General features: G+C 60.9%; 16 protein-coding genes and 1 tRNA gene. 6 read left to right on the forward strand and 11 right to left on the reverse strand.

All coding sequences use genetic code 11. The annotated features are described in order from the left end of the window. A partial coding sequence (locus ACOVQ0_RS16310; protein WP_421886795.1) for a hypothetical protein occupies positions 1–210 on the reverse strand: 210 nt, incomplete at its 3' end. A gap of 58 nt (positions 211–268) precedes the next feature. On the opposite strand from ACOVQ0_RS16310, the gene ACOVQ0_RS16315 reads away from it, so the two are divergent. Next, positions 269–829, forward strand: coding sequence for a hypothetical protein (locus ACOVQ0_RS16315; RefSeq protein ID WP_421886797.1), 561 nt, complete (start codon positions 269–271; stop codon positions 827–829). A 17-nt stretch (positions 830–846) separates the two neighbouring features. Here the strand turns inward: ACOVQ0_RS16315 and recG are convergent, their stop codons facing one another. Continuing rightward, a complete protein-coding gene (recG, locus tag ACOVQ0_RS16320) occupies positions 847–2,904 on the reverse strand; it encodes an ATP-dependent DNA helicase RecG (protein WP_421886897.1) in 2,058 nt (685 codons plus the stop codon). A gap of 143 nt (positions 2,905–3,047) precedes the next feature. Here recG and ACOVQ0_RS16325 point away from each other — a divergent pair, with 143 nt between their 5' ends. The 3 genes from ACOVQ0_RS16325 to mfd all read left to right on the forward strand — a co-directional run bounded on the left by ACOVQ0_RS16325 (position 3,048) and on the right by mfd (position 7,353). Next, a complete protein-coding gene (locus ACOVQ0_RS16325; protein ID WP_421886800.1) occupies positions 3,048–3,434 on the forward strand; it encodes a host attachment protein in 387 nt (128 codons plus the stop codon). 98 nt (positions 3,435–3,532) lie between these two features. Beyond that, positions 3,533–3,829 (forward strand): succinate dehydrogenase assembly factor 2, encoded by a 297-nt coding sequence (locus ACOVQ0_RS16330; RefSeq protein ID WP_421886802.1) that lies wholly within the window; start codon positions 3,533–3,535, stop codon positions 3,827–3,829. Between the two features lie 29 nt (positions 3,830–3,858). Then, the gene (mfd, locus tag ACOVQ0_RS16335) at positions 3,859–7,353 is read left to right on the forward strand and encodes a transcription-repair coupling factor (protein ID WP_421886805.1); all 3,495 of its coding nucleotides are present in this window, start codon (positions 3,859–3,861) and stop codon (positions 7,351–7,353) included. Here the strand turns inward: mfd and ACOVQ0_RS16340 are convergent. Then, a complete protein-coding gene (locus tag ACOVQ0_RS16340; protein WP_421886807.1) occupies positions 7,350–8,624 on the reverse strand; it encodes an EAL domain-containing protein in 1,275 nt (424 codons plus the stop codon). The genes mfd and ACOVQ0_RS16340 overlap by 4 nt on opposite strands. A gap of 151 nt (positions 8,625–8,775) precedes the next feature. Here ACOVQ0_RS16340 and ACOVQ0_RS16345 point away from each other — a divergent pair, with 151 nt between their 5' ends. After that, on the forward strand, positions 8,776–9,555 hold the full coding sequence (locus ACOVQ0_RS16345; RefSeq protein ID WP_421886810.1) for an NAD kinase: 780 nt from the start codon (positions 8,776–8,778) through the stop codon (positions 9,553–9,555). An 80-nt stretch (positions 9,556–9,635) separates the two neighbouring features. Continuing rightward, positions 9,636–9,710, forward strand: a tRNA-Asn gene (locus ACOVQ0_RS16350). A 76-nt stretch (positions 9,711–9,786) separates the two neighbouring features. Here ACOVQ0_RS16350 and ACOVQ0_RS16355 read toward each other — a convergent pair. The 8 genes from ACOVQ0_RS16355 to ACOVQ0_RS16390 are packed head-to-tail and all read right to left on the reverse strand — an operon-like array spanning position 9,787 to position 14,116. Further along, the gene (locus ACOVQ0_RS16355) at positions 9,787–10,959 is read right to left on the reverse strand and encodes a tyrosine-type recombinase/integrase (RefSeq protein ID WP_421886813.1); all 1,173 of its coding nucleotides are present in this window, start codon (positions 10,957–10,959) and stop codon (positions 9,787–9,789) included. Next, on the reverse strand, positions 10,956–11,132 hold the full coding sequence (locus tag ACOVQ0_RS16360) for a hypothetical protein (protein WP_421886816.1): 177 nt from the start codon (positions 11,130–11,132) through the stop codon (positions 10,956–10,958). The genes ACOVQ0_RS16355 and ACOVQ0_RS16360 overlap by 4 nt, the downstream gene beginning before the upstream one ends. Further along, entirely contained in the window at positions 11,129–11,704 is a 576-nt protein-coding gene (locus ACOVQ0_RS16365; protein ID WP_421886819.1) for an MT-A70 family methyltransferase, read from the reverse strand. Before ACOVQ0_RS16365 ends, ACOVQ0_RS16360 begins: the two co-directional genes overlap by 4 nt. Then, positions 11,701–12,363 (reverse strand): hypothetical protein, encoded by a 663-nt coding sequence (locus tag ACOVQ0_RS16370; RefSeq protein ID WP_421886822.1) that lies wholly within the window; start codon positions 12,361–12,363, stop codon positions 11,701–11,703. Before ACOVQ0_RS16370 ends, ACOVQ0_RS16365 begins: the two co-directional genes overlap by 4 nt. Further along, positions 12,360–13,112, reverse strand: a complete 753-nt coding sequence (locus tag ACOVQ0_RS16375) for a hypothetical protein (RefSeq protein ID WP_421886824.1) — start codon at positions 13,110–13,112, stop codon at positions 12,360–12,362. Before ACOVQ0_RS16375 ends, ACOVQ0_RS16370 begins: the two co-directional genes overlap by 4 nt. Beyond that, positions 13,072–13,452, reverse strand: coding sequence for a hypothetical protein (locus ACOVQ0_RS16380; protein WP_421886827.1), 381 nt, complete (start codon positions 13,450–13,452; stop codon positions 13,072–13,074). The genes ACOVQ0_RS16375 and ACOVQ0_RS16380 overlap by 41 nt, the downstream gene beginning before the upstream one ends. 2 nt (positions 13,453–13,454) lie before the next feature. After that, positions 13,455–13,733, reverse strand: coding sequence for a hypothetical protein (locus tag ACOVQ0_RS16385; protein WP_421886830.1), 279 nt, complete (start codon positions 13,731–13,733; stop codon positions 13,455–13,457). Between the two features lie 2 nt (positions 13,734–13,735). Beyond that, on the reverse strand, positions 13,736–14,116 hold the full coding sequence (locus tag ACOVQ0_RS16390; protein ID WP_421886832.1) for a hypothetical protein: 381 nt from the start codon (positions 14,114–14,116) through the stop codon (positions 13,736–13,738). Positions 14,117–14,208: the final 92 nt, after the last annotated feature.

Genomic DNA, 14,208 nt, shown 5'->3' on the forward strand with positions numbered 1-14,208 from the left:
ACTGTCTTCGGGAGGCAGGGGCCGGAGGTTCGAATCCTCTTTCCCCGACCATTTCGCCCTTGCATGGTGAAGAACAGAGCGGCCTTCGGGTCGCTCTTTTCGTATCTGCGCAGCAGACGTGCGCCCGCTCAGTTCATCGCAGCTGATGCACAAGTCTTTCAATTCACCGCATATTTCAGGACGGATGAGCGCAAACGCCCTTTCGCTCATGCCGCATATTGCCGACCTTGGCAGGGCTATCCCAATAACAGGACAGGAAAACCCTTCCGTGAAAATCCGCAATCTCTCGCTTGCCCTTCTCGTCGCAACAGCGCCTTTCGCCACCACTGCCATCGCGCAGGACGCAGCCGCCAGTGCTTCTTCTCCGGCCGCCGCAGCACCAACCGTAGGCGCTACGGTCTATGATACGGCAGGGGCAGAAGTCGGCACGATCAAGAGCGTGAATGCGCCGAACTTCGTTATCGACACCGGCAAGAACACGGCAACCTTGGCTCTCACTTCGCTCGGCACCGGTCCCAAAGGGCCAGTTCTTGGCATGACCAAGGCTGAACTCGATGCTGCTGCTGAAAAGGCCGCAGGCGCTGCTGCTGAAGAACTTTCTGCCGCAATCGTCGCCGATGCAGCAGTTCACGCATCGGACGGTACGACCGTTTTGGGCAAGATCAGCGAAGTCAGCGAAACCGATTTCGTGCTCGATACAGGAACGGCCAAGGTCAAACTGCCCCGCACCTCAGTTGCCAAGGGTGCGAGCGGTCTGTTTATCGGTATGAGCGCTGAACAGTTTGCCGACGCGACCAAGAGCGCTCGGGCACCCTCGCCCAGCAAGTAACATTGCGAGGGGGGCGTTTAACCGCCACGCAGCAGTTGAACGCCCCAATCGCGCTCGAACAGATAGAGCAATATCCGCGCCGCTTCGCCCCGCGGCGATGAGAGGCCACCATCACGTTCCATCAGCAGTCGCGCATCGTCATGCGCCAGTGGTAGCAGACGGGCGATCTGTTCGAAGTCCGCCACCTTGAACGGCGTATCACCCGATTGACGGGTTCCCAGAAGTTCACCGCCGCCGCGCAGGCGCAAATCCTCTTCTGCAAGTCGGAAGCCGTCTTGTGTTTCACGCATCAGCGCCAATCGCTCGCGGCCGGTTTCGGAAAGCGCATCGCCGCGTAACAACAGGCAGGTCGATTGCTGGCTGCCGCGCCCCACACGCCCGCGCAACTGGTGCAACTGGGCCAGGCCGAAGCGTTCGGCCTGCTCGATCACCATCAGCGTGGCATTGGGAACGTCAACGCCCACTTCGATTACCGTCGTTGCCACCAGCAGCTTGGCCTCGCCTCTGGCGAAGCATTCCATCGCAGCGTCCTTCACTTCGGGTCGCAACTGGCCGTGGACCATGACGACGGTATCCCCGAACCGCTCCTTCAGGGCGGCATAGCGTGCCTCGGTGGCAGCTATGTCATCCGTCTCCTGTTCGCGCACCATCGGGCAGACCCAATAAGCTTGGGCACCCTTGGCTATATGCCGCCCAATGCCTTCGATGACATCAGCAAGGCGGTCTTGCGCGACTACGCGCGTATCGATGGCCTGCCGACCGGGCGGCATCTCATCGAGCCGTGATACGTCCATCTCGCCATACTGGGCCAAAGTCAGCGTTCGCGGGATCGGCGTGGCGGTCATGGCAAGGCAGTGGGGCGTGCGTTTCGCCTTCTGCGTCAGGAGAAGCCGCTGGCCCACGCCGAAGCGGTGCTGCTCGTCGATCACGGCCAGCGCCAGATTCTGGTATGCAACGGCTTCCTGAAAGATCGCGTGCGTCCCCACGCAAATGTCTATCGAACCATCAAGCAGCCCCATGAGGATGGATTCGCGCGCCTTACCTTTATCTCGCCCCGTCAACAGCGCGATGGTCACGCCGGTGCCTGCGGCCATCCGGGTCAGGGTTTCGGCGTGCTGGCGCGCAAGGATTTCAGTCGGGGCAAGCAGCGCCGCCTGTCCGCCCGCCTCCACGGCGATAAGCATGGCGTTGAGAGCCACAGCCGTCTTGCCGGAACCGACATCGCCCTGCAGCAGGCGCAGCATCGGCGCGCCCTGCGCCACATCGCTTTCGATTTCGGCAATCGCGCGTTTTTGCGCACCGGTCAGTTCGAACGGTAGCTTCAGCTTCGCGCGCAATCGCCCGTCGCCGTGCAGCGGTGTGCCTTTCTTCGCGCGATTGCTTTCGCGTACCAGCATCAGCGCGAGGCTGTTTGCCAGAAGCTCGTCATAGGCAAGGCGATCGCGCGCCAGCTTGTTCTCGCCCTTGTGCGCTTCGGGCAGAGCTTCATGCCAATGTGGCCAGTCTTCGCGTGCCAGCAAACCAGGCTCGATCCATTCGGGCAATTGGGGCAAATTCGACAGGGATTGCTGCACCAGAGCCTGCAATCGCCCCTGCGTCAGCCCTTCTGACAGCGCATAGACCGGCTCGTTCAACTGGCCGAGCATCCCTGCGCTATCATCGCTCACGTGATCAGGGTGGACGATCTGCCAGGTCTGGCCATACTGGTCGAGCCGCCCGGCAACCCAGCGCGTTTCCCCAAGAGGCAACTGCTTCTTGGCCGTATAGGACGCGCGCCCGAAATAGGTAAGCGCGACATAATTCCCGGCCACGTCCTCAGCCATCACGCGGAATGGCCCCCGGCCTGCTGGCTGACGATAATCGCGCGGGGTTAGCGGCACCACGATCTGTTCGCCTACGCCGGCTTCGTCCAGATTGGCCACCGCCCTGCGCAGCACCCAGCGATCGGGCAGGTGATAGGCGATGTCCCTCACTCGTCCCAGCCCCAGCTTTTCCAGCGGACGCGCCAGTCCGGCGCCCACGCCTTTCAGGCTCAGGCTTTCGGCAAAGAGGGGATTTAGTACATCGGGGCGCATCGCGCTGACATAGGCCGGAGGTGTGCTGATAGCCAATCCCGTTGCCGCTGAAATTCACCGCTGTTTTTGATTCAGCGCATGGTTGACTGGCGCCCGAGGTGCTTGGGTTCCCGTGGAAAACAAAGGAACAAGGAGTTCAAGCAATGCTGATCCCGCATGGAGCCGTAATCGCCGTGGTTGACGGCAATACCTGGCAACTGTTCCGCAACGCCGGGAACGAGGCCGCGCCAGAGCTGACGGCGATGGAAACGCCAATTCTTGTCGAACACAATCACAGCGTGGGGGGCAGCCATGCATCGCCGCACAATCAGGACGAAGCCGCCCATTGCGCAGCAGTCGCAGACTGGATCAACCGGCAGGTACTCGGCCACAAGATTGCAGATCTGATCGTGATTGCCCCACCACGCGCTTTGGGCGAGTTGCGCCATCAGTTCGGCAAAGCCGTTCAGCATGTGCTGCGGCGTGAACTGGCGAAAGACCTCATCGGTCGCCAACCCGCAGACATTATCGCTGCGCTGCGTAGCAAATAGGCGATACTGAAGGACATTCCGGCACGGGAGGAGAACAGGTGCCGGAATGCCCTTTACGCGGCCTTGTTTCGCAGGGTTGTTCGGCCTAACGGCAGTGCATGACCGAAAGTCCAGCAACAGCCGCGAATGAAATTACGCCAGAACGCCTCAAGCGCCTGCATTTTCGTGCCTGGCATCGCGGCACGCGCGAGGCTGATTACATGATCGGCTGCTACTTCGATCGCTTCCACACGGAATGGACGGCAGATCAAGTGACATGGTTCGAAACGCTGATCGACGAAGAAGACGTAGACATCATGGGGTGGGCGCTAGGCACGCTGTCCGTGCCGGCTGAATATGCCGGGCCGATGATGGATGCGATGCGCAAGCTCGATTACGTCGAAATCCCTCGCTGAACCTGCCCTTCGCACGTTAGCACGCCGCTATGTCCGACCTTAACCGCATTCTTACGGCCAAGACGCCGGTAACGCTGTCCTCCATCGCACGCGGGGCGCAGCCGCTGGTGTTGGCGGACCTTGCGCGTGCGGCAAAGGGCCGCGCGGTTTTCATCGCACCTGATGAAGCAGCGATGCGCGCAATTGCGGATAGCGCGGCCTTCTTTGCGCCGGACCTTGAAGTTATCGACTTCCCGGCATGGGATTGCCTGCCGTTTGACCGTGCTTCGCCCGCGCTAAGTGTCAGTTCAAGGCGTTTAGCGGCACTTCAGAAACTGCAGTTGAAACGCAGCGGCCCGCAACTGCTGGTCACCACGATCAACGCAGTTATGCAGCGCGTGCTGACGCCATTCCGCATCCGCGAATCCACCCGCCTGCTGACACCAGGCGCAGAGATCGGACGTGAAAGCCTGATCGCGCTGCTGCAACGGCAGGGCTATTCCCGCACCGATACCGTGGTTGATGCTGGCGAATACGCGGTGCGCGGTTCGGTGTTCGATATCTTCCCGTCAGGACTGGACCACGGCCTTCGGCTCGACTTCTTCGGGGACGAACTGGAAACGCTGCGCCTGTTCGATCCGAACACGCAGCGTTCCGTTCAGCCGGTCGAAACCCACCTGCTGCTTCCGGCGAGCGAAGCTCTTCTCGACGAAGACAGCATCAAGCGCTTCCGTAGCCGCTATCGTGAACTGTTCGGAGCGAACGCCACGGGTGATCCGCTCTATCAGGCGATCAGCGATGGCCGCCGCCTTGCCGGCATGGAACACTGGCTGCCCTTGTTCGAAGACAGGTTGGTCACCCTGTTCGATCATCTGGGCGAAAACGATCTGGTTCTGATCGATGGCACCGCGATCAAGGCCGCAGAACAGCGCGCCGCCGATATCGCGGACTATCACCAGTCGCGTCTTGATTCGTCGTCCAAGGCACCCGGCAGCTATCGGCCTCTGGCTGAAAATGCGCTCTATCTTGCGCACGATGAACTGGGCCGCGCGCTGGCAGGATGGCCAGTGCACCGCACCACCATCTTCGCCGAACCGGAATCACAGCAGGTCGTCGATTTTGGTTTTTCATCGAGCCACGATTTTACGCCGGAGCGGGCTGCTGCGGCGAGCGGCGGCACGAACATCTACGAAGCGGCATCGAAATACATCGCCGCATTGGGCACGCGCGGGAAGAAGCCGATCATCGCGGCCTATACTGCCGGTTCTCGCTCGCGCCTTGCCTCGCTGCTGGCCGAAGCGGGCAAGTTCACACCGCACATGGCCGAAACGTGGCAGGAGGCGCTTGGCGCTGCCGCAAGCGGAAAGCCCGTTGCAGTGGTGCTTCCGCTGGAACAGGGCTTTGCCAACGACGATCTGGAACTGCTGACCGAGCAGGATATCCTTGGCGACCGTCTTGTCCGCCGCAAGAAGAAGCGCAAGGATGCCGACGCATTCCTTGCCGAACTGTCTGCGCTCACACCCGGCGATCTGGTGGTCCATATGGATCACGGGATCGGGCGTTATATCGGGCTTGAAGCCATCGGCGTGGGTGATAGTCCCCACGATTGCGTCCAGCTTGAATATTCAGGCGGCGACAAGCTCTATATCCCGGTTGAAAATCTCGACGTTCTTTCGCGCTATGGCTCGGACGCTGAAGGTGTTGCGCTCGACAAGCTGGGCGGCGAAGCATGGCAGCGCCGCAAGGCGCGGATGCGCGAACGCATTCTGGAGATGGCCGGGCATCTCATGGCAACGGCAGCCCAGCGCGCACTCCGGCAAGGCACAGTGCTGCCGGTCGATCCCGCCAGCTACGGCCCCTTTGTCGATCGTTTTCCGTGGGACGAAACCGAGGATCAGGAACGCGCAATCGGCGATGTTCTGGGCGACCTGGCCGAGGGCAAGCCGATGGACCGGCTTGTGTGCGGCGATGTTGGGTTCGGCAAGACGGAAGTGGCCTTGCGCGCCGCATTCGTCGCCGCGATGCAGGGGGTGCAGGTTGCGGTGATTGCGCCCACCACGCTGCTTGCCCGCCAGCATTACGCCAATTTCATCGATCGTTTCAAAGGCTTTCCCCTTGAAATCGGCCGTCTGTCGCGCCTCGTCCCGGCCAAGGAAGCGACCGAGACGAAGGCAGGCCTTGCCAGTGGCACCACCGATATCGTCATTGGCACGCACGCGCTGCTATCGAAATCGGTTGAGTTCAAGCGCCTCGGCCTCGTCATCGTGGACGAGGAGCAGCGTTTCGGCGTGACTCACAAGGAAAAGCTGAAAGAACTGAAAGCCGATGTTCACGTCCTGACGCTGACCGCAACGCCAATTCCGCGCACCTTGCAGATGGCGATGTCGGGCCTGCGCGAACTGTCCACGATCCAGACTCCGCCGGTCGATCGCCTTGCCGTGCGCACATATGTGATGCCGTGGGACGATATGGTGATGCGCGAAGCGCTGTTGCGTGAACACCAGCGCGGTGGGCAGAGCTTCATCGTAGTGCCGCGCATTGCCGATATGCCCGAGCTTGAGGAATGGCTGCGGCTGAACGTGCCGGAAGTCCGCTTCGTGACCGCGCATGGCCAGATGAGCCCGACCGAGGTCGAAGACCGCATGGGCGCGTTCTATGAAAAGAAGTACGAAGTCCTGCTTTCGACGACGATCGTTGAAAGCGGAATCGACATTCCCTCTGCCAACACCATCGTCATCCATCGCGCCGACCGTTTTGGCCTTGCCCAGCTATACCAGTTGCGTGGGCGCGTGGGACGCGGAAAGCTGCGCGCCTACGCCTATCTGACGGTGCCTGAGGACAAGGCCCTGTCCGAAGTGGCAGAAAAGCGGCTCAAGGTGCTGGGCGATCTCGACAGCCTTGGCGCAGGGTTCCAGCTTGCCAGCCACGACCTCGACATTCGCGGCGCAGGCAATCTGCTGGGCGATGAACAATCCGGCCATATCAAGGAAGTGGGCTTCGAACTTTACCAATCGATGCTGGAGGATGCGATCCTTGCGGCAAAGGCAGGCGACATCGGCCTCGCGCGTGAACGCGAAGCGCTCAGCCCGCAGATCACGCTCGATGCGCCGATCATGATCCCCGAAGATTACGTGCCCGATCTGGCGGTGCGCATGGCGCTCTATCGACGCATGAACGATGCCGAAGGGCCGGAGGCAGTCGAAGCACTGGCTGCCGAAATGATCGACCGGTTTGGCCCCCTGCCCGCACCAACGCAAAACCTGCTGCGTCTGATCGAAGTGAAACGACAGGCCATCGTTGCGAACATTGCCAAGATCGACGTTGGGCCGAAGGGTGCGCTCGTCAGCTTCCACAAGGACACTTTCCCGGATCCTGTGGGCCTCATCGGTTATGTCGAACGCCTAAACGGTGTGGCCAAGCTGCGCCCGGACAACAAGCTGGTGATCACGCGCGCGTGGGGTACGGCGGAGGGTCGTCTCAACGGCCTGGTACAGATGACCAAGGGCCTTGCCGCCATCGTTCGCCGGGCAAAAAAGGCTGCCTAGAGCAGTGCGCTGATCTCGTTGGCGGAAACCGGGCCAGAGCGCAGGAAGCCCTGAAACACGTCGCAGCCCTCATCGCGCAGGACAGCCAGTTGGCTCTCGCGCTCGATCCCTTCGACCACGATTTTCTGGCTCAATGCGCGTGCCATCGCCACGATCGCCTTGAGTATTGCCCGGTCCCGCGGGTCGCCATCGACATCGCTGACGAGCGACGCATCCAACTTCAACGTATCGATCGGCAGCGCCTTGAGCGTGCGGAAATTGGCGTAACCAGTGCCAAAATCATCGAGCGCGATTCGCACGCCCATTTCCGCAATCATGCGCAGCGCCTCGGCCGAACGTGCAAAATCCGCAATCAGGCTTTGCTCGGTCACTTCCAGCGTGAGCATCGACGGCGGGAATGCGGTCTGCGCAAGCGTGACGGCGAAACTTGCGGCGAAATCGTCTGACGCCAGATCCTCTGCCGTGATGTTGATCGAGAGCGGGATGCGCCCCTTCCACGGTGTCTCGCACGCGAGTGCCCGATGAACGATATGGCTGGATAGCTGGCCAATGTGATCGCCTCGCTCGGCAATGGCAAACAAGGTTTCCGCCCCGATCCGGCCAAGCTGCGGATGGTCCCACCGCGCCAGAACCTCGGCCCCGGCCAAATCACCGCTGGCAACTGAGTACTGGGGCTGAAAGACCAGTCCGATTTCGTCCCTTGCCATCGCGCCGATCAAATCCGCCTCAAGCCGTGCGGCGCTGCGCCCGCGTGATCGGTGCGTGCCATCGGCCCACATCACACGTCGGCCGGGTTGCTGCTCAAGGCTGCCCAACGCCTGATCGAGCCGGTCGAGCATCTTGCCGCCGCTTTCCCCCGGAGCACGGCGCAGCAAAGCGATGCGTGGCAAAAGGTGCAGGACATCGCCATGAACGGGCAAAGCCCTGCCCACGGTCCGCCCCAGCGCCTCTGCCAGCCATTGCCATCGCTCGCGCGGCATTGCTCCGCTGCACGCCACCAGAAATTCGCCGCCGCCGACGCGCGCCACCATCGCCGATGGACCGAGTTCCTGAGCAGCAAAATCGCGGATGCGGCGCGCGATCTCTGTCAGCGCGAGATCGCCACCGGCATGACCATAAGCAATGTTGACCGAGCGAAAGCGATGAAGGCCCAGCAGCATGGCCTGCAAATAGTCGGATTCGTGCGTGCCCTTCAGCCATTCAAGCGCTTCGGCAGAACCGCACAGACCGGTCAGCGGATCGCGCGTAAAGATGGCGGGAGGATCGTCCATGCGGTGACGGCATAATCACCAAGTCTTGCCAAACCGTTCTGCATCCTTCCGCGAACTGGTTGAAATGCAGCGATACTGCGGCTTTTGTGCATTGCACGAGGCCCGCGCAGCCCATATCTCCGACAGACATTAGTCGGGAGGCCGAAAGACAATGCCGGAATACACCCGTCTGGCCCTGTTGGCATCGCCGACAGAGCGGGCGCAGGAGGCCTGCACGGCTTTGCACAAGCAGCGTGATTGGGTGCCGCTTGAACAGGCGGAAGCTGTCGTGGTGATCGGTGGCGACGGGTTCATGCTGCAGACTCTGCACACCATGCTCGATATCGATCACGTGATTCCCGCCTTCGGGCTGAATCTCGGCACGGTCGGCTTCCTGATGAACAAGTATCGTTCAGGCCGCAGTATCGAGGAAAGACTGGCCAAGGCCACCGCAATCGCGATCTCGCCACTGCGGATGACAGCCACCACCAACACCGGTGATGAACACTCCGTCTGCGCGATCAACGAAGTGTCGATCCTGCGTGAAACCCGGCAGACGGCGAAACTCGAAGTCAGTGTCAACGGCAAGGTCCGTATGCCTGAACTGGCGTGCGACGGTGTGCTGGTGGCCACGCCCGCCGGATCGACCGCGTATAACCTCTCGGCAAACGGGCCGATCCTGCCGCTGTCGTCGAACATGCTGGCGCTGACCCCGATCAGCCCGTTTCGCCCACGGCGCTGGCGTGGTGCGATTCTGCCGGAAACCTATGAGATCGTGTTCAAGGCACTGGAATCGGTAAAGCGCCCGGTGCTGGTGGTCGCTGATCAGAAAGAAGTGCGCGACGTGCGCGAAGTGCGCGTGAAGGCGTGGCCAGAACATCGCCTGACACTGCTGTTCGACCGTGGACAGAGCCTTGAGGATCGCATCTTCGCAGAACAATTCATGGTCTGACGAAAAATTTGAAAACAGGTGCTTGCCAAACCAAATTGGCCTGTTATTAGCGCGCTCCTGCCCCGGGCAACCGAGGCTGCTCCCTGATAGCTCAGCGGTAGAGTAGGTGACTGTTAATCACTTGGTCGTAGGTTCGAATCCTACTCAGGGAGCCACTATTTTCCATAAAACCCACCTTTTCTGCGGTTTTCCCGGCGTCTGGTGTCTCACCAGAAACGGGGGTGAGACAAACTAGCTTGCCTTAGCGAGCCTATCCCTATCATCTTCTGACTGCGATGCCTCCCATTGCGAGAGGGCGTGGATGGCTTTGTTGGCCAGCTTCCGCTGGTTCGCATCGCGGGTGTAAATCTCAAGCGTCTTGTCACTGGTTTGACCGCTCAAGGACTTCATCGTCTTGTTGGCCATTTCCAGTTCAGCCATGCGGCGTAGTGTCGCTTTACGCAGCCCGTGGGCTGTGCATTGAGGAAGCCCTGCCGCGACACACGCCTTCTTGAAGAAGTTGCCGAATGATTCTTTGGTGAATGAACCGCCTCGGCGCGTGATGAGGAAGCAGAACTTGCTCGTTTCCGCCGCCTTCATGGAATCGATGGCTGTCCGCAGTTGTGGTGCGACCGGGAGCCAGAGCGGCATACCTGTCTTTTCCTGATGTACGGGAATACACCCATCTACAATCTGCGCCTCCCCCATGCTGATCACATCTGATCTGCGTTGGTCGGTCCACAGCAGCAACTCCATCGCCAATCGTTCACGGGTGCCGAGTTCGTAGAACGAGCGGAACTGAGTGATCTCGTCCTCAGTCCATGAATGGAAGCCTGCCTTGGCCTTTTCGGATGCCGTTTGCTTTACCTTGTCGGAGAGCGCAGCCGGGTTCTTGTCCATCAGCCCAGACTTTATCGCGAAGTCAAAAAGGCGGACCAGTTCCTTACGCAGCTTCCGAGCGGCATGAAGCCCGCCCTTCGTCTTGTTGCCTGTGCCCGTCTTGATCATCTTCTTGGCAATGATCTTATCAATCGCCTCGAAAGTGACATCACGAGCCAAACGATCGCCTCTCCGGCCGCCTGATTTGCCCGTTCCTTCACGGAAGTCCTCAAGAACGGCGCGAATTTTGTCCTGAGTGACCTTGCTTGGCCCAAGGCGGGTCGGGACTTCGAAATACCTCTGAACCAAGTCATCGATCGTGCCCGGCTTATACCGCTGCGGCGGCGGAGGTGCCGCAACCTCTCCGGGGTTCATAAAGGCGTGGTATTCAGCCCGGAACTCTTCGGTCCCAAGTTGGGCGGCGAAATATCCTCCCGGATACCCCTTGCGGCGGAACCTGTACCTCACCCGGCCATGCTGGCTTTTGAAAGCCGAAACATGCTCAGGCAGGAAGCGGTTCGATTTGAGCCGTTTACGCGACATCATTCATCATCCCACGAGTTATTCGAAGGCGGGATTGCCCCCGATTCGCCAATGATGATCTCGATCTTCGCCTGCGCCAAATCCATAACGATACGGGCGCGCTCGAATCCTGCCGCCTTCACGGCCTTGGTGGCACGCTCCATATCGGCCTGCTGAATGCGCGCTGCGACCGTCACGCTTCTTCTCCGTGCTGAAATTTGCCGACCTCATTACCCCACGAGTCCCACCTTCCCCCTCGCCGTTGGCGGGCAAAGAGTTCGGCAAACCGAACAGCATGGGGAGCAAGGCGCTCACAGAAATCATATTGGCAGTCGGGCTTGCGGGAGTGACCGCGCGCTTCGGCATCAAGGATGTTGCGAACGCTGGTTGCGGTCTTGGGCGACCCGATCTTTCCGATGAGGATGGGCTCGCAGGCGCTCCGAACGATGTAGCCGCCACCGAAGGCAGTCTTCCCGTGCTTGGTGCGCTTGTGCCATGCTCCACCGGTCACGTAATCGAAGCCCCACTTGCCCATGAGATCGATCGATTCCCGAAGGGTCGGCCAGCAGGCCCAGAGCACAAGGAAGGCGTCATCCCGCGCAAGCTGGTTCACCGGCAGCACTGCCAGTTCATCCCACGTCATTGTGTCGTAGTGGGCTTGTGGGCTTTTTCCTTCCCCCGCAGCAGACCATGTTTCGAACCGGGTTGGAGGGTCGATCAGAAGGAGGTCGTAGGAGAGAGGGAGTAGATCTCCGAAGGGCCACGTCATGCCGAAGCCCTCACATCAAGCAGGTTGCCCCACTGCCCAGCCATCGCCCGCGCAATGCCGGGGAAGAACCGGCTGCGCTCCTTTGTCCGATCCTGCCCCGGCGCCATGCGGTGAACGCGGGCGACGGGCATGGCATCGGCTTCAAGGTTCAGCGCAGCGCGCGCATCAGCCAGCGTGGAGTAGGTCGGCACCAATGGCGGCAGGCCGCGCAGCCAAAGACAAGTTCGCTTTGTCTCCCAATCACCATACTGCCACGGTTGAACCGATTGCGCGGCGGGCCGGAAGTTGGCGATGCGCTCTTTCGCGTGCCGGTGCATTACAGGGTTCTCACAGGCCACGCGCGGAACCGGCGCATTCCAGAGCGTCGAGAACAGGTCCGCGCCCTCGTCCAGTTCGGCCCACATCTGCGCGGCGGTCTTTCCCGGTGGCGGCGTGGTGAGCCAGCGAACACCGGAATTGCAAAGCCTCGTGCATGGCGGGTGCGCCACGATCAGCATATCCCAGCCATCGTGCAGGATATCGCGCACATCGCCGCGATAGTGATGGTTGCTGCCATCCTCTGCGGACAGAAGATCGCAGGACCAGGCATCATGCCCCGCTGCCGTGAAAGCCCGGCGCACGATGCCGCTGTATTCGCAGGCGATCAGAACTCGGCTCACCGCCCCACCCCATTACCTGAGGTATTGGGGAAGCCGTCGATATTCCCGTGGTGCACGGTGAAAGAGTAGGCGACGATCCAAGGGTAATCGACCCATGTGGAGCCCGGTTCGGTGTGGAGGCTGTCCCAGAGCTCGCCGTAGGCACCGTCTGCGTAGATCCGCCATTCAAGGTCTGGTGAACCACGATAAGAAGGAAGGAGGCCGCCCACGTAGCCGCGCTCTAGCCCTTCTTCGCGACAATCCGCCTCGCTGATGTCCTGCAAGCGCTGCACGCGAACATCGGTGATCTGGAGCCACATGCGGGAAGCCCAGCGTGGCATGTGCATGGCCTGCCGATGACGCCCCAGCCAATCGGGGCGCTCCACTGGATAGGAGTTATCTGGCTCCCATTCCCCGCTGGCTTGATTGGCGATAGAGCCGCCTGCCTCACAGAAGACTGTCATGGATCGCGGAGCAAGGTCGCGCGGGGCCGTCTGATCCCACCGGTTTGATATGCGCCAGTGCTCGCGGACATAGACGCGATCGCCGGGGAAGTAGCGCGGGCGAAAGCGCTCGCCTTGCCGAACAACCAGATCAGCGGGCCACGACACAAGGATGTCGCCGGGCTTGATCTTGGCGTCCTTCGTTGGCGAGATCAGGCGGCGCGTCTGCGTCTTGGTCCCTGCCAGAAGGGCGCGCACCATAGGCGCGCTGAATGTGATGGGCTTATCAGCCATTTTCATGCTCAATGCGCCATTGGCGGATTTCATGTGCGACCGGGGAAGCGGCGCAGAGGGAGTCGATCAGTTGCCAGACGGTTTGACCGTGGCGGCGCTCGTACTCGGCCCAGAAGGTTTCCTCGCCGATGTCGTGCTGCCGCTTATGGTCTGCCGCACAGAGAACTACTCCGCGAAGGTCATCTGGCTTGCGGGCAATCCCGGCATGGCTCCCGATGCGGACGTGAGCGAACTCACGCCCCACGGTGCTGCCGCACATCACACACGCAAATTCCTTGCGCACCCAGTCCCGGTGCTTCTGGCTCTTGAAACGCCCATCCCGCTTCTCGCGCTTGGGCTTTTCGGGCTTTGGTGCTCTCTGCGGGAGGGCCATGATCAGTCCTCCAGCACGAGGCCGATCTGGGCGGCCTCCCGGCGGAGGGCCGCAAGGCGGAGTTCTAACTCACGCCGGAGCGCTTTGAACGCAATGTCACGAACAGAGCGGGACATCTGAAACCGAGCGGTTTCGGGAGTCGTGTACCCGTGTTGATTGGGCTTCTGCAGTTCCAGCATGTTGCTCACGCTGTACGCGGGACTATCGAAGGACAGCGCGTTCTTGCAGTGCGCGATGCCCTCAACGATCTCTTGGGCGCGCTTGAGGTGCTTCTGCTCCATGCTCAGGCACTCCAAGCAATGCGGCAGTCGGCCCCGAGCAAGTATTCACCCTTGGGCTGCTCGCCGCCGTATGCCTTGATCTGCGTCTCCAGTTCCTTGAGCAGCGGCTTCAGAGCGTTGGCCTTGCCCCACTCTTTGCCGCTGTCATCGGCATGGTGGAAGCTGATGAGGCTGGCAGTCTGATGCCAAGCCAGTTGAAGTATCTCCAAGTACGGGGTTGCTCCCAGCACATCGGCCATGACCTTCTCGGCTTCTGCAACTGTCAGCAGGTTCGTGCCGGAGCGATGGTACTTGTATGCCGGGTCCGAAGCGCATGTGTCCGCGCACACGGTCTGCGGAAGACGAGTGGCGCAGAAGCGTTCGGCAATCTTCTTATAGTTCATCTCGTTCGACCTCGTTTCGTGGGGAAAAGCAGACGTTGCCAAGGCGGTCTGCGAGCGCCCTCCGAACCACTTGCCCGGTGTCCCTTTGACAC

Origin of the sequence: Novosphingobium sp. (genome assembly GCF_049240505.1) — a bacterium.
Taxonomy (GTDB): Bacteria; Pseudomonadota; Alphaproteobacteria; order Sphingomonadales; family Sphingomonadaceae; genus Novosphingobium.